At 34.1% G+C, this 16,072-nt stretch carries 20 protein-coding genes and 1 pseudogene; 20 read left to right on the top strand and 1 reads right to left on the bottom strand.

What is annotated here, in order from left to right; genetic code table 11:
• The 18 genes and pseudogenes from rpsK to Q4Q55_RS07065 form a co-directional block, all read left to right on the top strand.
• Nucleotides 1-203, top strand: a 203-nt coding sequence (gene rpsK / locus Q4Q55_RS07150) for a 30S ribosomal protein S11 (protein ID WP_303372139.1), incomplete at its 5' end; no start/stop codon positions are given.
• A gap of 15 nt (nt 204-218) precedes the next feature.
• The gene (locus Q4Q55_RS07145; RefSeq protein ID WP_303372138.1) at nt 219-1,052 is read left to right on the top strand and encodes a DNA-directed RNA polymerase subunit D; all 834 of its coding nucleotides are present in this window, start codon (nt 219-221) and stop codon (nt 1,050-1,052) included.
• Complete coding sequence (locus tag Q4Q55_RS07140) at nt 1,052-1,417, top strand: 50S ribosomal protein L18e (protein ID WP_303372137.1); 366 nt, start codon at nt 1,052-1,054, stop codon at nt 1,415-1,417. The genes Q4Q55_RS07145 and Q4Q55_RS07140 overlap by 1 nt, the downstream gene beginning before the upstream one ends.
• Nucleotides 1,418-1,430: 13 nt before the next feature.
• Nucleotides 1,431-1,853: a 50S ribosomal protein L13 gene (locus tag Q4Q55_RS07135; protein WP_303372136.1), complete on the top strand. Its 423-nt coding sequence runs from the start codon at nt 1,431-1,433 to the stop codon at nt 1,851-1,853.
• Nucleotides 1,854-1,871: 18 nt separating this feature from the next.
• A complete protein-coding gene (locus Q4Q55_RS07130; RefSeq protein ID WP_303372135.1) occupies nt 1,872-2,273 on the top strand; it encodes a 30S ribosomal protein S9 in 402 nt (133 codons plus the stop codon).
• 47 nt (nt 2,274-2,320) lie between these two features.
• The gene (locus Q4Q55_RS07125) at nt 2,321-2,491 is read left to right on the top strand and encodes a DNA-directed RNA polymerase subunit N (RefSeq protein ID WP_303372134.1); all 171 of its coding nucleotides are present in this window, start codon (nt 2,321-2,323) and stop codon (nt 2,489-2,491) included.
• 80 nt (nt 2,492-2,571) lie between these two features.
• Nucleotides 2,572-2,754, top strand: a complete 183-nt coding sequence (locus tag Q4Q55_RS07120) for a DNA-directed RNA polymerase subunit K (protein ID WP_303372133.1) — start codon at nt 2,572-2,574, stop codon at nt 2,752-2,754.
• 135 nt (nt 2,755-2,889) lie between these two features.
• On the top strand, nt 2,890-4,134 hold the full coding sequence (gene eno, locus Q4Q55_RS07115; protein WP_303372132.1) for a phosphopyruvate hydratase: 1,245 nt from the start codon (nt 2,890-2,892) through the stop codon (nt 4,132-4,134).
• A gap of 23 nt (nt 4,135-4,157) precedes the next feature.
• The gene (locus tag Q4Q55_RS07110) at nt 4,158-4,352 is read left to right on the top strand and encodes a 4Fe-4S binding protein (RefSeq protein ID WP_303372131.1); all 195 of its coding nucleotides are present in this window, start codon (nt 4,158-4,160) and stop codon (nt 4,350-4,352) included.
• A 16-nt stretch (nt 4,353-4,368) separates the two neighbouring features.
• Nucleotides 4,369-4,971, top strand: a complete 603-nt coding sequence (gene rpsB / locus Q4Q55_RS07105; RefSeq protein ID WP_303372130.1) for a 30S ribosomal protein S2 — start codon at nt 4,369-4,371, stop codon at nt 4,969-4,971.
• A 9-nt stretch (nt 4,972-4,980) separates the two neighbouring features.
• Nucleotides 4,981-5,829, top strand: a complete 849-nt coding sequence (gene amrB, locus Q4Q55_RS07100) for an AmmeMemoRadiSam system protein B (RefSeq protein WP_303372129.1) — start codon at nt 4,981-4,983, stop codon at nt 5,827-5,829.
• A 9-nt stretch (nt 5,830-5,838) separates the two neighbouring features.
• Entirely contained in the window at nt 5,839-6,801 is a 963-nt protein-coding gene (mvk, locus tag Q4Q55_RS07095) for a mevalonate kinase (RefSeq protein WP_303372128.1), read from the top strand.
• A 4-nt stretch (nt 6,802-6,805) separates the two neighbouring features.
• Complete coding sequence (locus Q4Q55_RS07090) at nt 6,806-7,606, top strand: isopentenyl phosphate kinase (protein ID WP_303372127.1); 801 nt, start codon at nt 6,806-6,808, stop codon at nt 7,604-7,606.
• A gap of 3 nt (nt 7,607-7,609) precedes the next feature.
• On the top strand, nt 7,610-8,656 hold the full coding sequence (gene fni / locus Q4Q55_RS07085; protein ID WP_303372126.1) for a type 2 isopentenyl-diphosphate Delta-isomerase: 1,047 nt from the start codon (nt 7,610-7,612) through the stop codon (nt 8,654-8,656).
• A 3-nt stretch (nt 8,657-8,659) separates the two neighbouring features.
• Nucleotides 8,660-10,003, top strand: a complete 1,344-nt coding sequence (locus tag Q4Q55_RS07080; RefSeq protein WP_303372125.1) for an RNase J family beta-CASP ribonuclease — start codon at nt 8,660-8,662, stop codon at nt 10,001-10,003.
• Between the two features lie 14 nt (nt 10,004-10,017).
• The gene (idsA, locus tag Q4Q55_RS07075) at nt 10,018-10,998 is read left to right on the top strand and encodes a short chain isoprenyl diphosphate synthase IdsA (RefSeq protein ID WP_303372124.1); all 981 of its coding nucleotides are present in this window, start codon (nt 10,018-10,020) and stop codon (nt 10,996-10,998) included.
• A 155-nt stretch (nt 10,999-11,153) separates the two neighbouring features.
• Nucleotides 11,154-11,537: pseudogene (locus Q4Q55_RS07070) on the top strand (methyltransferase); the annotation flags it as partial.
• A gap of 447 nt (nt 11,538-11,984) precedes the next feature.
• Entirely contained in the window at nt 11,985-12,770 is a 786-nt protein-coding gene (locus Q4Q55_RS07065) for an ADP-ribosylglycohydrolase family protein (RefSeq protein ID WP_303372123.1), read from the top strand.
• Here the strand turns inward: Q4Q55_RS07065 and Q4Q55_RS07060 are convergent.
• Entirely contained in the window at nt 12,763-13,542 is a 780-nt protein-coding gene (locus tag Q4Q55_RS07060) for a TrmB family transcriptional regulator (RefSeq protein WP_303372122.1), read from the bottom strand. The two genes, Q4Q55_RS07065 and Q4Q55_RS07060, sit on opposite strands and share 8 nt — an antisense overlap.
• Nucleotides 13,543-13,663: 121 nt before the next feature.
• On the opposite strand from Q4Q55_RS07060, the gene hcp reads away from it, so the two are divergent.
• Both hcp and Q4Q55_RS07050 read left to right on the top strand, forming a co-directional pair.
• A complete protein-coding gene (gene hcp, locus Q4Q55_RS07055; protein ID WP_303372121.1) occupies nt 13,664-14,971 on the top strand; it encodes a hydroxylamine reductase in 1,308 nt (435 codons plus the stop codon).
• Between the two features lie 3 nt (nt 14,972-14,974).
• Nucleotides 14,975-15,304, top strand: a complete 330-nt coding sequence (locus Q4Q55_RS07050) for a cupin domain-containing protein (protein ID WP_303372120.1) — start codon at nt 14,975-14,977, stop codon at nt 15,302-15,304.
• The last annotated feature ends 768 nt before the right edge of the window (nt 15,305-16,072 follow it).

Here is a 16,072-nt window from a genome sequence, read left to right as displayed (position 1 = left end):
CTAAAGAAAAAGGATTTGTAGGATTACATATTAAAGTAAGAGCTCCTGGTGGAAATGGACCTAGAAGTCCTGGACCTGGTGCACAAGCAACTATCCGTGCTTTAGCAAGAGCTGGAATTAAAATAGGTAAAATAGAAGATATCACTCCTATTCCTCACGATGGTACTGGAAGACCTGGTGGTAAAAGAGGAAGAAGAGTCTAGATGGAAGGGTTTAATATGAAGATAGAAGTTAGAAGTCAAAGCGATGATGAAATTGTATTCGTTGTTCGCGATGCGGAAGTACCGTTCATTAATGCTATTAGAAGATGTGCAATGGTAAATGTACCTAAAATAGCTATTGAAGATGTTAACATTGTAAGAAATGATTCTGCTATGTTTAATGAGGTACTTGCTCATAGACTTGGTTTAACTCCTTTGGTTTCTAATATTGATGCAATTCAAGGATTACCTTTACCTGAGGATGAAGGTTGGGAATTCGATGAGGAAAACGAAACCTGGGCAGATAATGTCAAAAAAGGTGTTGTTTTTAAATTACATGAAGTTGGACCTAAAGTAGTTTATTCTAAGGATTTAATATCTTCAGATGAAACAATTAAACCAGTATACGATACTATTCCTTTAGTAAAACTTAAAGAAGACGAAATTATTGATATTGAAGCGGTTGCTAAAGTGGGATATGGTAAAGAACATGCTAAATGGATGCCTACTACAGTATGCGCATATAAACAATATCCTGAAATCACATTTGATGAGGATAAAGAAGTTGATTATGATTGTGCACTCGCATGTCCGAGGGGTGTTTTAAAATCTGATAGAAGATCAAAACATATTAAGATTTTAGACATTGAAGATTGTACTATGTGTAAAAGCTGTGTAAGGGCTTCTGCTAATGGTTATATCAATGTAGGGTATCGTGAAAATGATTTCATATTTAGAATCGAAACTGATGGATCTATGCCTCCTAAAGAAGTTTTATTAAAAGCTTGTGACAAATTAGGTGAAAAAGCAGATAAATTTATCAGATTTAGTGAAGAAGGAGGAAGTAAATAATGGTTAAGAAAATTATCAAAACTAATCCTAACCTTATTGAACTTATTAATAAACTTAATAAAAAATCAAAAAGTGAAGATGCAGCTATTTGGAAAGATGTTGCTGGTAGACTTTCTAGGTCTAACAGAAGAACTGCTGAAGTAAATTTGTCTGATATTGCAAGACATGCTGAAGCAGGCGAAACTATTTTAGTGCCTGGTAAAGTTTTATCAAATGGTAATTTAACAGAAAAAGTAGATGTAGTGGCATTAAAATTCTCAGCTAAAGCACAAGAAAAAATTGAAAGTGCTGGTGGAGAATGCATCTCAATTGATGAGATAATCGAATCAAATCCTAAAGGATCAAACATTAGGATCATTGAATAAATAGGGTGTTATTATGATTATTGATGGAGAAGGATGCGTTTTAGGAAGATTAGCTAGTGTAACTAGTAAAAATCTTTTAGAAGGCGAAGAAGTAATAATTATTAATGCTGAAAAAATTATGTTGACTGGAAACAAGGATTGGGCTTATGCTAAATACAAACAAAGAGTTGACAGGGCAAGTATTTCTAACCCTCGTGACTTAGGTCCTAAATATCCTAGAAGACCAGATGATATATTTAGAAGAACTGTAAGAGGAATGTTACCTTTCAAAAAATCAAAAGGTAAAACCGCATACAAAGGCTTAAAAGCTTTCGTTGGTGTGCCTGCAGAATATGCAGATGCTGAACTCACTGCAGTTCCTGAAGCAGAATACAAAAACATTAAAAAAGGTATTGAATTAGGAGAAATCTCCAAACTTTTAGGAGCTACCTTTTAGATAAACGGATGTGTGATTATGGTTAAAGTTATTCATACAAGTGGAAAACGTAAAACAGCTATTGCAAGAGGTACTGTTCAAGAAGGAACCGGTAAAGTTAGAATTAACAGAATTCCTTTAGAACTTTATTCTCCAGAGCTTGCTAACTTAAAATTACAAGAACCATTAACCTTAGCAGGAGATTTAGCTAATGAAGTGGACATTAATATTCACGTTGTTGGTGGAGGAGTAATGGGTCAAGCTGAAGCTGCACGTATGGTAATTGCTAAAGGACTCGTTCAATGGTCTCAAGACATGGACTTAAAAGAAAAATATATTCAATATGACAGAACCATGTTAGTAGGTGACCCAAGACGTTCCGAACCTAAAAAATACGGTGGTCCTGGAGCAAGAGCACGTAAACAAAAAAGTTACAGATAAATCATTCTGTAATTTTATATTTTATTTAAATTAAAAAAGATGATAAAATGATTCCTATAAGATGCTTAAGTTGTGGAAAACCTGTATCAGCTTACTTTGATGAATACAATAAGAGAATTGCTGCAGGTGAAAATTCAAAAGATGTTTTAGATGACTTAGGTTTAACTAGATACTGTTGTAGAAGAATGTTAATTTCTCATGTTGAAACATGGGAATAGATTTTTCAATTCATAGGGATATTTTTTAATTAAAAAATATAATCTTGGTAAAATATATGCCTAAAAATGGAGTAATATTCATGGATGTTGAAAAAAAATTAACAAGGTTTGAAAGAGCTAGAATTCTTGGAGCTAGAGCAATCCAAATATCTATGGGAGCTAAACCCTTGGTGGAAATTAAAGACTCTTTAGATCCGATTGACATAGCTTATGAAGAACTTAAAGCTGGAGTTTTACCATTAGATGTTATTAGAGATGAATAAATAGTCAATCTATTTATTCTTATAATTATTTAAAAAAAATAAAAAATACCAACATAACTCTATAAAGAAACTTACTGATTTTTTAAAGAGTATAGATTATATGGTAATAAATTAAAGGGCACTGAGGTGTTTTTTTTGAATAGTATAATAGAAGACGTCCAAGTTCGTAAGATTTTGGACAGCAGAGGAAATCCTACTATTGAAGTGGATGTGCTTACTTGGAATAGTTCCGGTAGGGCTGCTGCACCAAGTGGAGCAAGTACCGGTTCCAGGGAAGTAGTGTCATTTCCCGAAGGTGGAGTAGATAAAGTTGTAAGTGAAATGGAAGATTTCATTGCTTCTGAACTCATTGGTATGGATGCTGAAGATCTCACAACCATTGATGAAGTATTGAAGGAAATCGATGGAACTGACAATTTATCAGCTATAGGTGGCAATACCACTGTAGCTATTTCTATGGCTGTAGCTAAAGCGGCCGCTTCCTCTTATAATATGCCATTATACAAGTACATTGGTGGAAATTTAGTCAATGAATTGCCGTTCCCATTGGGAAATATGATGAACGGTGGAGCACATGCAGGCATTAATGCACCAGACATACAAGAATTCTTGGTTGTTCCTATTGGAGCTACTAATGTTAGTGATGCAATCTTTGCCAATGCTTCCGTTCACAAAAGATTAAAAGAGCTAATCCAAACTAAAGATTCAAACTTCACTGGTGGAAAAGGAGATGAAGGTGGTTGGGTACCGAATATTGCTAATGATGATGCTTTAGAAATTCAAGCTAAGGCATGTGAAGAAGTTGGCGATGAATTGGGTATTGAAATAAGGCCTTCATTGGATATGGCAGCTTCCGAATTATGGGATGCTGATAAACAAAAATATGTTTATGCCCAAGATGGTATCCAAAGAGATACCGGAGATCAAATTGATTTCGTAAAAGATATTATTGAAACATATAAAATGTTTTATGTTGAAGACCCATTTGATGAGTCTGATTTCGAGGGTTTTGCTCAATTAACTGCAAAAGTTGGAAATAAATGCCTTATTTGTGGGGATGATTTATTTGTAACAAATAAAGAAATTCTGGCTAAAGGTATTGAAATGAAAGCGGCTAATGCTATTATTATAAAACCAAACCAGATAGGTTCTTTATCTGAAACTTATGCTACTGTAAAACTAGCAAAAGAAAATGGTATTGTTCCTGTTGTATCTCATAGGTCTGGTGAAACCACTGATGAAACAATTGCTCATTTGGCGGTTGGTTTTGAATCCCCTATGATTAAAACTGGTGCCATTGGTGGTGAAAGAATAGCTAAATTAAATGAGTTAATTCGTATCGAAGAAGAACTTCCAAATCCAAAGATGGGGTCATTTTAACTTAAGTTTAGGGGAGAATTCTTATGGCTAAAGTAACTATTGACTATGATAAATGTGATGGAGCAGACTGTGCAGAATGTGCTGATGTTTGTCCTATGGAAGTTTTAGTTCTTAAAGGCGACAAAATTGAAATTGTCGACCCTGAAGATTGTAGTTTATGTGAAGTATGCATGGATGTATGTCCGCAAGAATGTGTAAAAATTGAAGATGATGATTAAATAATGAGGTGAAATTATGGTAAATGATGAACTTTTAATTGATTTAGACAACTATTTAGCAGCTGGTTTACATATTGGAACCCAACAAAAAACCAGTGACATGGAAAAATACATATTCAGAGTAAGATCTGATGGTTTATATGTATTGGATATTCAAAAAACTGATGAAAGAATCAGACAAATCGCAAAACTTTTAGCAAAATACGACCCAGAAGATATTTTAGTAGTGGCTACCAGACAATACGGTCAAGCTCCTGTTAAAAAATTCGGTGAAATTACAGGTGCAAAAACCATTCCTGGCAGATTCATCCCAGGTACTTTAACAAACCCGAATTATGCTAAATTCATTGAACCAAAAATTATTGTTGTAACCGACCCAAGATCAGATGCTCAAGCAATATTGGAATCCAAACAGAACGGTATTCCTGTTGTTGCATTATGTGATACTGAAAACTTACTCAGTTTTGTTGATATTGCCGTACCTGTAAACAACAAAGGTAGAAAAGCAATTGCTTTAGTTTACTGGTTACTTGCAAGACAAATCTTAAGGGAAAGAGGAACTATTCCTGAAGACGGTGACTTGGATATTGAACCAACAGACTTTGAACTTAAATTTTAAGTGAGTTAAATGTTAAGAAAACCTGCTGTTGCCGGATCATTTTATCCGGATAGGCCTAATGAACTTAAAAAGCTAATTGAAGAATGCTTTTTGGATAAAGAGGGAGTTTCTAAAATTCCTGAGCTCAATACGTTCGATGGTAAAGTTTATCCAATTCATGTTATGGTTCCTCATGCAGGTTATCAATATTCTGGTGCAATAGCTGCTAAAGGCTATTGCAATATAGTTCAAAATGGTTTTCCTGAAGTTTTCATTATTTTAAGCCCTAACCACACAGGATTGGGTAGTGAAATTTCTGTTTTCAATGAAGGGGAATGGATTACTCCTTTAGGAAATGTGGAAGTTGATAATGAGTTTGCAGATGAAATAATTTCTTTTTCAGATATTGCAACTTCCGATTTCTTAGCCCATATTCGTGAACATAGCATAGAAGTTCAACTACCTTTTTTACAATATTTTTCTAATGATTTTAAGATTGTTCCGATAACTATGGGTTCACAGTCATTTTCTGCTTCAGCCGATTTAGCACAGGCAATTTATGAAGCGGGAGTTAAATTGGATAAATCCTATTGTGTTATAGCAAGTACGGATTTGTCTCATTTTAACAATCAAGAAAAGGCCAATAAAGTTGATGGATTTGTTTTAGAGGATATTAATGAAATGAATGAATTCAAACTTTTTGAGGAAGTAATTCAATATAACATTACAATGTGTGGCTATGGTCCGGTAATAACAACAATTTCCCTTTCTAAAAGACTGGGAAAGACAGATTGCGAAATATTAGGTTATAGAACCAGTGGTGATGTTACAGGCGACTTTAGTTCAGTTGTCGGTTATGCTTCAGGCATTTTTAAATAAGGTGTATTTATGATAGCTAAAGCTTCTGCTCCAGCAAAAACTATTTTATTTGGCGAACACTCTGTAGTTTATGGTGAACCTGCTATTGCAGGAGCAGTTAATAAAAGAGCTTATGTAACAATTAAAGAGTCTGATACCGGGGTGTCTGTATTTAAAGCTCCGGATATAGGTTTTGAAGCTGAACTGTTAACCAAACATAAAAAATATATTTTAACAAAAGGAAAACCAGGTATTATTAGATATATTTTGGAAGCTCTTTACAGAGCTCATGACCATTCTCCAATTGAGATTACATTATCATCAAAAGTTCCTATTGGCTCTGGTCTCGGATCATCTGCTGCAGTTACTGTTGCCACTCTTGCGGCATTGTATAGATACCATAATGTTCGTTTTAATAAAAAATCACTTGCACATGACGCTCACATGGTTGAGCAGGCAGTTCAGGGAGTTGCAAGTCCTCTTGATACTTTAGTTTCAACATATGGTGGACTTGTCTATTTATCCAGAAACAAAAAAGTAGAACACTTCAACGTTAATTTTAATGTCCCTTTTGTTGTAGGTTATACAACTAAACATGGAAACACCGGCAAGATGGTTAAAGATGTCAAAAATCTAAAGACAAGAAATCCTAAAATCATTAATCCGGTTATTACTGCAATGGGAAATTTAACCAATTATGCTAAACAGGCTATTTTAAAAAGAGATTTTAAGAAAGTAGGCGAGTTAATGAACATTAACCACGGATTTTTAGATGTTTTGGGTGTTAATACTTTAGAATTGTCTCGTATGGTATATAATGCAAGAGAAGCGGGAGCTATCGGTTCCAAAACAACCGGTGCTGGTGGCGGAGGCAGTATTATAGCGCTTTGTCCGGGTAAAGTTGATGAAGTTGCTGAGGCCATAGCGCGTGATGATAATATATTAAAAATTAGATTTACTCGAAAAGGGGTTTCTTCAAGGGTTTATAAGTGATTTCATGATTATTTTAAAGATTGGTGGAAGTATCCTGACTAATAAAGACTCAACTCAAAGTGAAGTTGATAAAGAGAGTCTTAAAAGAATTGCATCAGAAATCAGGGCTTCTTTAGATAATTCATCTAAAGAACTAATCATTGTTCATGGTGCAGGATCTTTTGGCCATCCGCCTGCTAAAAAATATAAAATCGGCGAAGCATTTGATGAATCGGAATATCCTCAAAAAAGAATTGGCTTTTGCGAGACTCAAAATGCTGTTAAAAAATTGAACATGTATATTTGTGAAGCTTTAATAGAAGAATGTTTGCCTGTAGTAGCTATTCCGGCTTCTAGTTTTATGACAGCCACTAATAAAAGAATTACTAACGGCAATCTTGATAGCTTTAAAAGGTATTTGAACAAAGGTTTCATTCCCGTTATCTATGGTGATGTTGTACTGGATGATGAACTTGAGATTTGCGTTATCTCAGGAGACCAGCTTATTCAGTATTTGGCTAAAAACCTAAATCCTGACATGGTTGTTTTAGGAACTGACGTCGATGGAGTTTACAATAAAAATCCTAAAATTCATGATGATGCGATATTTTTTGAAAAATTCTCATCACTGGATGATTTGGAGACTCTGGAAGGAACAACAAATGTTGATGTAACCGGTGGAATGGTCGGAAAAATTAAGGAACTTTTATATTTAGCAGATTTAGGAATCGAATCTAAAATAATAAATGCTGAAGTTGAAGATAATATTTTCAAAGTTTTAGAAAATGAAAACGTAAAAGGAACTATAATTTCAAGGGGAAATTAATGCATGATTTCAGATAGAAAATTAGAGCATTTATTAATTTGTGAAAATTATGATGTTGAGTTTAAAAATAAGACAACCGGATTTGAAGATATAGAATTAATCCATAATGTCTTGCCCGAAATTGATAAACAAGAAATTGATTTATCAACATCAGTGTTCGGTAAAAAATTAGACTCACCTTTATTTATTACAGCTATTACTGGAGGGCACCCTGCAGCAAAAGAAATTAATAAGCAGTTAGCTATTGCAGCCGAAAATAATTGTATTGCATTAGGTGTTGGATCTCAAAGAGCAGCATGTGAACATCCGGAACTGGCAGACACTTATACAGTTGTTCGGGAAAATGCTCCAAATTGTTTGCTTGTAGGCAATATTGGAGCACCTCAATTGAACTTGGCTGAAAAAGCAGTTGAAATATTGGATGCTGATATTTTGGCTATTCATCTCAATCCTCTTCAGGAATCTATTCAGCCGGAAGGTGATTTGGATGCAAGAGGTTATCTTGATATGATCAGTCAGATAACAGAATCTGTTGATATTCCTGTTGTTGCAAAAGAGACAGGCTGTGGAATATCATCAGAATCTGCAAAAATGCTGGTTGATGCGGGTGTTAAGTATATAGATATTGAAGGTGCCGGCGGAACAAGTTGGGCTGCTGTTGAAACTTACCGTGCTGAAGATAGGTATTTGGGTGAAATTTTCTGGGATTGGGGAATTCCAACTGCTGTAAGTACTGCTGAAGTGACTGATGCTGTTGATGTTCCAGTTATTTCATCAGGAGGAATTCGTTCAGGTCTTGAAGCGGCTAAAGCTATCGCTCTTGGAGCTGATGCTGTAGGTATGGCTTTGCCATTTTTAAAGAATTCCGCTTCTCAAGAACAATTAAATAAATTTATTGATAGATTCAATGATTCTTTAAGAATTGCAATGTTTTTAGTCGGAGCTAATAACATTGAAGAATTAAAACAAGCTAACATAGTTATTCGAGGAAAAACACGAGAATGGCTTACTGAAAGAGGTATTAACACAAAAAATTATTCAAGGAGATGAAACATGAGCGTAGAAGTTATCGCTATTGGGGGATATCAGGAAGTCGGTAAAAACATGACTGCTGTCAGGATAGGCGAAGATGTAATTATCTTTGATATGGGAATACATCTTGACAGAATCAGTATGCACGAGGATACAGATATCGATAGAATGCATAGTTTAGACTTAATTGAAAGGGGAGTTATTCCTGATGATACATTGATGAAGGATGTTGACGGTAAGGTTAAAGGAATAATCTTTTCCCACGGGCACCTGGACCATATTGGTGCAGTAGCCAAATTGGCTCACAGATATGATGCTCCATTAATAGGAACTCCATATACTGCTGCATTAATTGAAAAACAGATTAAAGGTGAACGTAAATTTAAAGTAACCAACCCAATCAAACCATTAAATCCTGGAAGTAAAATGAAACTTTCTAAGGATATTACATTGGAGTTTGTTCAGTCAACTCACAGTATCCCTCAAGCTGTATTTCCAGTTTTACACACTCCTGAAGGAGTTATCGTTTATGCATTGGATTTCAAATTTGACAATCATCAAAAAGTATCTCCACCGCCTGATTACAAAAGGTTAAAGGAATTAGGCAGAAAAGGAGTGCTTGCTTTAATTGTTGAAACCACTAATGCTAAAAATTATGGGGAAGTAAAAACACATTCCGAGAGAATTGCACGCAATATTCTTGAAGATGTTATGAGGGGACCGTTACTTGAGAAAAATGGTATGATTGTCACCACATTTTCATCTCATGTAGAGCGTGTCCAGGCTATTGCAGACATAGCTAAGAAAAGTCACAGAGAAATATTTTTCTTAGGCAGATCCATGGAAAGATTCTGCGGTATTGCTCAAAAATTGGGAATTTTAAAACTGCCTAAAAATGCAAGCATCTATGGCTCTCCAAAAGCTGTTAACAGGGCATTAATGACTGCTGATGAGGACAGGGCGAATTATTTGCTTGTAACTACAGGTCACCAAGGTGAACCCGATGCATTGCTTCCGAGGATTGCTAATGGAAGGACTCCATTCAATATCAAAAAGGGAGATAATATTATCATTTCAGCACCTATCATTCCAAACCCGACAAATGCCGCCAATAGGCATATTATGGAAAGGAGATTAAAACTGAAAGGTGCAAGAATTTATCCTAATGCTCACGTTTCCGGGCACGCTGGAAGAGAAGACCACAGGGAATTCTTACGTATGCTAAAACCACAGCATATCATTCCGGCACACGGAGATTTATCCATGCTTTCTGCTTATGCTGAACTTGCTGAAGAAGAAGGTTATAGGATTGGTTATGATATTCATATTTTAAGAAATGCTCAAGCACAAGTTTTTAAAAGTTAAAAGAGGGAATTAAAATGAGTGATGTAAAAGAAGTACTTGGAAGTTATTCAACTGACATTACAAAAACAATCGAAGAAGAATTATCCACAATTACTCCGGATAATCTTTCTGAGGCTTCAGTTTACCTAACAAGAGCTGGTGGAAAAATGCTTAGGCCGGCTTTAACATTGATTACTGCTGAAGCTGTAGGTGGAAATCGTGAAAATGCTTTGAAATCAGCTGCTGCAATTGAACTTATCCATACATTTTCTTTAATCCATGATGACATTATGGATGACGATGATATGAGAAGAGGAATGCCGTCTGTTCATAAGGTATGGGGAGAAGATGTGGCTATTCTTGCAGGAGATACCTTATTCTCAAAGGCATTTGAAATAATCATAGGAACTGAAGGAACAACTTCTGAACAGAACAACCAGTCATTGGCTACCGTTGCTGATGCATGTGTAAAAATCTGTGAAGGTCAGGCCTCAGATATGGGATTTGAAGACAGATTTGATGTAACAGAAGATGAATATATGGAAATGATTTTCAAAAAAACAGGTGCTTTAATTGCTGCAGCTACAAAAGCTGGGGCTATTATGGGTGGTGCAACACAGGAAGTTATTGATGCGATGTATGAATACGGAAGATTGATTGGTCTTGCTTTCCAGATTCAGGATGATTACCTTGATTTGGCATCCGATGAGGAAACATTGGGTAAGCCAATAGGATCAGATATTGAAAAAGGTAAGATGACCATCATTGCAATTAAAGGTCTTGATAGTGTTGAAGATGATAGGTTACTCGAAATCTTAAAAGATGAAAATAATTCTGAAGATGATATATCTGAAGCGATTGAAATTCTAACAAATTGTGGTGCCATTGAATATGCTCGTAATTTGGCATTAGAATCCGTTGAGGAAGCTAAACAAGTACTCGAAATATTGCCTGATTCTTCATCTAAACAAGTACTTGCAAACATTGCAGATTTTGTACTTGAGAGAAGTGCTTAAATTCTCTCATCTTTTACTCTTTTTTTTTATTCTTTTTTTTTTAATTTTCTTTGAGTATTACTTTTTTTCAAAATTTATCAAATACGTATTACTTTAATTAATTTTATATTGATATAACACATATTGAGATATAATTCAATGGGAGGTTTATTCATATGAGTTGTTATAAATATTGGGGAAAGCTTGAAGAAATTGCAGATAAACTATCCAATTATGGTAATTTGGATAAATATGGGGATTCTTCCTTAGATAGTGTGAATATGGATGAAATCATTGAGATATTGGATGATGTTGAAATTATCGCTCATGACAAGACAATAGATTTCGACTCAGCAAAACACATTCTCGATGATGAGAAAATGAACAAGGCATTAAACTTAATCAGAAAATTTTATGTTTATGTGGGGGCACGGCTTGAAACAGAAAATGCATTGAAAATATTGGAATCAGATAATCCAACAGAAACCTTGGATTCATTCCATTTCTACGATAGATACATTGGTCTTTTGGAAAATGAAAGTCAATTGGCCAAGTTTAATGTAACTTTTTTTTATGATTCCGGGATTTTCCCGGAACCATAATTTCTATGTTAGTTTATATGAAGTATTTTTTGAAATTCCTACTGTAAAGTAACACGATGAATTTATTTAAGGATATGATTCAATTTTCAATGAATGTGTAGGAATTTCAGTATTTAGCGATAATGCTAGCAATTATCGAAATTAATTATGTTTATAATGATATTTATCTTTTTTCTTTAATTTTAAAGCAATTTTACATTGTGAAAGCAATTTTTCAGAGTTAAATCAATGATTAGATAATATATGTGTTTAAGAGAGGGATAATTGAAATGAGATTTGAATCGAAATGGATGTGCTACTAGGTATCCAATTTCACAATGATATTCTTCAGGTATTGATGTGGGTTAACCATATCTTTTAGTATTTTGAATAATTTTATTAACTATTTTTCTTTAACATAATATTATGAAAGGAATTATTGGAGCTATTTGCGGAGATATTATTGGATCAACCAGAGAGTTCAATTCAATAAAAACTAAGGATTTTAAATTATTTCAAAAGAAATCGACATTCACTGATGATACAATCATGACTTTGGCGGTTGCAAATTGGTTAATTAAGGACAGGTCATCTCAAAAAACTTTAATTGATGAAATGCAGTATTGGGGAAATAAATATCCTAATGCAGGCTATGGTGGAAGCTTTGGAGGATGGTTAAGGCAAGAAAATCCAAAACCCTACGACAGTTGGGCAAATGGTTCTGCAATGCGTGTTTCACCATGCGCATGGGTTGCAAATTCTCTGAAGGAAGCTCAGGATTTGACATACAAATCAGCCATAATTAGTCATGATCATCCTGAAGGGATTAAAGGAGCACTTGCAACTTGTGATGCAATATATCTTGCCAGAATTGGTGCAAATAAAGATGAAATCAAAAATCATATTGAAGTTAGATATGAATATGATTTGGATAGAAAATTAGATGAAATCAGACCATATTATTCATTTGATGTCTCCTGTGCCGGAAGTGTTCCTGAATCAATAATTTCATTTTTAGAAGCAAAGGACTTTGAAGATGCAATCAGAAATGCAGTATCTCTTGGTGGTGATGCTGATACTCAGGCCGCAATTGCCGGAAGTATTGCATCAGCTTATTGGGATGTGCCTCGTGAAATTCACTACAAGGCTATTCATCGCCTGAATTATGATTTGCTGAATGTTTTAATAGATTTTGAAGAGAAATTCATGTAACTTTCTCTTTTTTCTTTATATTCTTCAGCTGATTCATAAAACGGTCATCATAGTTTTTAGCTATTTCTTCATATTTGTTCCATATTCCGATTGCTGTTTCGGGTATGACGTTTCTTTTATCTTCTGAAAACTTGGTATACGTATGAAGCATCTCTTTTGAATCGCTAATCATCACTTTAACAAATGGAATGTTTGCTTTTTGAATGTTTATGTTATTCTCTTTGAAAAAATCTATAATTCGGAATTCCTCATTGTTAATGTGGCAAGTTGGTGAGGCCAGAATATTGACTTCCAGATTTGGTCTATTTTTAAAGGCTTTGACAAGAGATTTACCTTCGCCTTCAAATAAAAATCCTATTCTCATGTTGACTGTCTTTTTAGCTCTCTTGATGATTTCAACTTCCTGATTAATGATTTTTTCAACGCCATATATTCTCCATATTGGTGCTTGAACCTGGTTCATTCCGTTTTCATAAACGTTTGTAAGTCTTGTTATTGTATCATCAATCTGTCCGTCAATTTCTTCCTTTTTGCGAGTTAAAACCTCAACGGGAGATTTTACAATATATATCAGGGGCCTTCCGTCTTCGATGTCAATGAAATTTTTTTTATCAAGGCTCTTGAGCACATCATATATTTTGCTTCGGGGAATGTTTGATTTTTCAGCCACTTCAAATGCGGTTGACTCGATTAGTGAAGTGAGTGTTACATATGCTTGAGCTTCATACATTGTTAGTCCAATTCCTTTTAGTACAGTTATATTTTCATCCATGATTTTACTATCTGTTTCATATTATTTAAATCATTACTACTTTTAACCCTTAAGAAGTGACAAAATATTTATATATGTTTTGTGATTTAAATATTTTCAACAAAAAAAAGAGGTTTTTATTATGTCAGAAGGCTTAGATATGTTTTGTTATCAATGTTCCCAAACCGCTAAGGGTACAGGTTGTACTGTGAGTGGAGTTTGTGGTAAAAAACCAACTGTAGCAAGATTACAAGATAATTTAATCTTTACTATGAAAGGAATTAGTGCATACAACTACAATGCAAATGTTTTAGGTAAATCCAATCCTGAAATTGATGCATTTTTAACCAAAGGTTTATACACCACATTAACCAATGTCAACTTTGATGTCAATGATTTAGTTGCATTGGCATTGGAAGCTGGTAAAGTGAGTGTGGATGTAATGAGACTGCTCAAGGATGCACACATCGAAGCATATGGTGAACCGCAACCTGTTGAAGTAAAAGTGGGTGCACAGGAAGGTCCGGCAATTATCGTAACAGGTCATGACTTAAAAGCACTTGAAGAATTGCTAAAACAGGTTGAAGGAACCGATATCAAGGTTTACACTCACTCAGAGATGTTGCCTGCTCACGGATATCCTGGATTAAACAAATATGAAAATTTAGCAGGACAACTTGGTGGGGCATGGCATGATCAAAGAACAGTATTTAAAAAATACAATGCAGCTATTGTCGGAACCAGTAATTGCGTACTTCCTGCTTTGGATGCATACAAAGAAAGAATGTTCACAATGGATGTAGCAAAACTTGAAGGAGTTAAAACTGTAGAAGATTATGACTTCTCCGAAGTAATTGAATGTGCTAAATCTCTCGGATCACTTGAAGCTGAAGAATTAACTACCATAACTACTGGTTGGAGTGCAGGAGCTATTGTTGAACATGCAGAAAAAATCAAAGAATTGGTTTTAAATGGTAAAATCAGAAGATTCTTCGTTGTTGGAGGATGCGACAAAGCAGCAAAACACAACAACTACTACAGAGAATTCGTACAAAACTTACCTGAAGACACTGTAATATTAACATTGGCATGCGGTAAATACAAATTCAATGACCTTGACTTAGGTGATATTGAAGGAATCCCAAGATTATTGGATGTAGGTCAATGTAACGACACTATTGTTGCAGTGGATGTTGCAGTAGCATTATGTGAACTGTTTGATATGGAATTAAACGAATTGCCGTTAACTATTGTACTCAGTTGGATGGAACAAAAAGCAGCTGCAGTACTTTGGGCTTTACTTTACTTAGGCAAAACTGACATGTGGATTGGTCCTGTACTTCCTGCATGGTGTAACGAAGACATATTGAATGTCTTGGTTGAAAATTACAACTTAACTCCAACATCTGGTAATGCATTAGTTGATATCAAAAAAATCATGGGGGAATAGGTTATGAGTGAGGATATTAAGGCAAAAGCTTTAAATATCCAATTTTTAGTCGATTATCAACAGGGCACTGTTGTCAGTCGTGAAGTAATCAAAAAAGAGTTAGGAACCGTGACATTCTTTGCCTTTGATCAAGGTCAAGGATTGTCTGAACACTCAGCTCCTTTCGATGCAATGGTTCAGATAATTGATGGTGAAGCCGAAATTACAATTTCAGGCAAAAAACACACTGTCAAAGCTGGTGAAATAATTATCATGCCGGCTAATGAACCACATGCTCTTCAAGCTGTAAACAGCTCATATAAAATGATTTTAACCATGATTAAAAGTGAGTAATATAGTAATGTGGTTTAGGTTGTCTTATATTAAGACAACCTTTATTATATTTATTTTCAGCAAGGAGAAAGTCCGAAGTTTATTAAGTTGGATGTGGACAGTATAATGGATATTGATTGTTTTAATTCAATTTAAATTTCCAATTCTTCTTTTTTTTATTTATTTTAGTTAATTACTTGCTCCTAAATTAGTCTGTGACTTATTTTTCACTTAAATTGATAGGATTATAAATATTAATTTAAGATATACTAACAATTATTATTAAGCTAAACATAATATAATTGTTGAACTGAATTTCATTTAAAAATAATTCAATTAGTATAATTATGGAGAAAAAATGTCTATTTCAAAAAAAAGATTTAATTTAATGTTAATGATGATTTTAATTTACATTTTAATTTATATTATTTCATTAATTTTATCATTTATATTTGATAATTTTATTTTTATGGTATTTGATATATTCATTTATTGTTTAATCTTCGGAATAATCATTAAAGAAGATACTAATTTATATTTTAATGATTTTAAATATATATTTCAAAGCAATAGATCTAATGAATTGATTTGGGAGTTGTTTTATTTAATCCTTCCATTTTTAATGATTTTATTAAATATAATCACTCTGAAAGTTTTAGGATTAATATAACTAACATTAACATCCGTCATGTTTTGAATGTTAACTCCGAAAAATATTCGTTTCAAATACTATTAAATTACTATTTGTGTGCCTACTGTTGAGTTCACTATCGGTAAAAATGTTTTCAA

The organism is Methanobrevibacter sp. (assembly GCF_030539555.1).
In the GTDB taxonomy this organism is placed as follows: Archaea; Methanobacteriota; Methanobacteria; order Methanobacteriales; family Methanobacteriaceae; genus Methanocatella.
This window is presented reverse-complemented; position numbering and strand designations above follow the sequence as displayed.

Bases quoted from the DNA above. Each gene is read 5' to 3' on its own strand.
- Q4Q55_RS07145 (WP_303372138.1), top strand. From the start codon at position 219: ATGAAGATAGAAGTTAGAAGTCAAAGCGATGATGAAATTGTATTCGTT.
- Q4Q55_RS07140 (WP_303372137.1), top strand. From the start codon at position 1,052: ATGGTTAAGAAAATTATCAAAACTAATCCTAACCTTATTGAACTTATT.
- Q4Q55_RS07135 (WP_303372136.1), top strand. From the start codon at position 1,431: ATGATTATTGATGGAGAAGGATGCGTTTTAGGAAGATTAGCTAGTGTA.
- Q4Q55_RS07130 (WP_303372135.1), top strand. From the start codon at position 1,872: ATGGTTAAAGTTATTCATACAAGTGGAAAACGTAAAACAGCTATTGCA.
- Q4Q55_RS07125 (WP_303372134.1), top strand. From the start codon at position 2,321: ATGATTCCTATAAGATGCTTAAGTTGTGGAAAACCTGTATCAGCTTAC.
- Q4Q55_RS07120 (WP_303372133.1), top strand. From the start codon at position 2,572: ATGGATGTTGAAAAAAAATTAACAAGGTTTGAAAGAGCTAGAATTCTT.
- Q4Q55_RS07110 (WP_303372131.1), top strand. From the start codon at position 4,158: ATGGCTAAAGTAACTATTGACTATGATAAATGTGATGGAGCAGACTGT.
- rpsB (WP_303372130.1), top strand. From the start codon at position 4,369: ATGGTAAATGATGAACTTTTAATTGATTTAGACAACTATTTAGCAGCT.
- amrB (WP_303372129.1), top strand. From the start codon at position 4,981: ATGTTAAGAAAACCTGCTGTTGCCGGATCATTTTATCCGGATAGGCCT.
- mvk (WP_303372128.1), top strand. From the start codon at position 5,839: ATGATAGCTAAAGCTTCTGCTCCAGCAAAAACTATTTTATTTGGCGAA.
- Q4Q55_RS07090 (WP_303372127.1), top strand. From the start codon at position 6,806: ATGATTATTTTAAAGATTGGTGGAAGTATCCTGACTAATAAAGACTCA.
- fni (WP_303372126.1), top strand. From the start codon at position 7,610: ATGATTTCAGATAGAAAATTAGAGCATTTATTAATTTGTGAAAATTAT.
- Q4Q55_RS07080 (WP_303372125.1), top strand. From the start codon at position 8,660: ATGAGCGTAGAAGTTATCGCTATTGGGGGATATCAGGAAGTCGGTAAA.
- idsA (WP_303372124.1), top strand. From the start codon at position 10,018: ATGAGTGATGTAAAAGAAGTACTTGGAAGTTATTCAACTGACATTACA.
- Q4Q55_RS07065 (WP_303372123.1), top strand. From the start codon at position 11,985: ATGAAAGGAATTATTGGAGCTATTTGCGGAGATATTATTGGATCAACC.
- Q4Q55_RS07060 (WP_303372122.1), bottom strand. From the start codon at position 13,542: ATGGATGAAAATATAACTGTACTAAAAGGAATTGGACTAACAATGTAT.
- hcp (WP_303372121.1), top strand. From the start codon at position 13,664: ATGTCAGAAGGCTTAGATATGTTTTGTTATCAATGTTCCCAAACCGCT.
- Q4Q55_RS07050 (WP_303372120.1), top strand. From the start codon at position 14,975: ATGAGTGAGGATATTAAGGCAAAAGCTTTAAATATCCAATTTTTAGTC.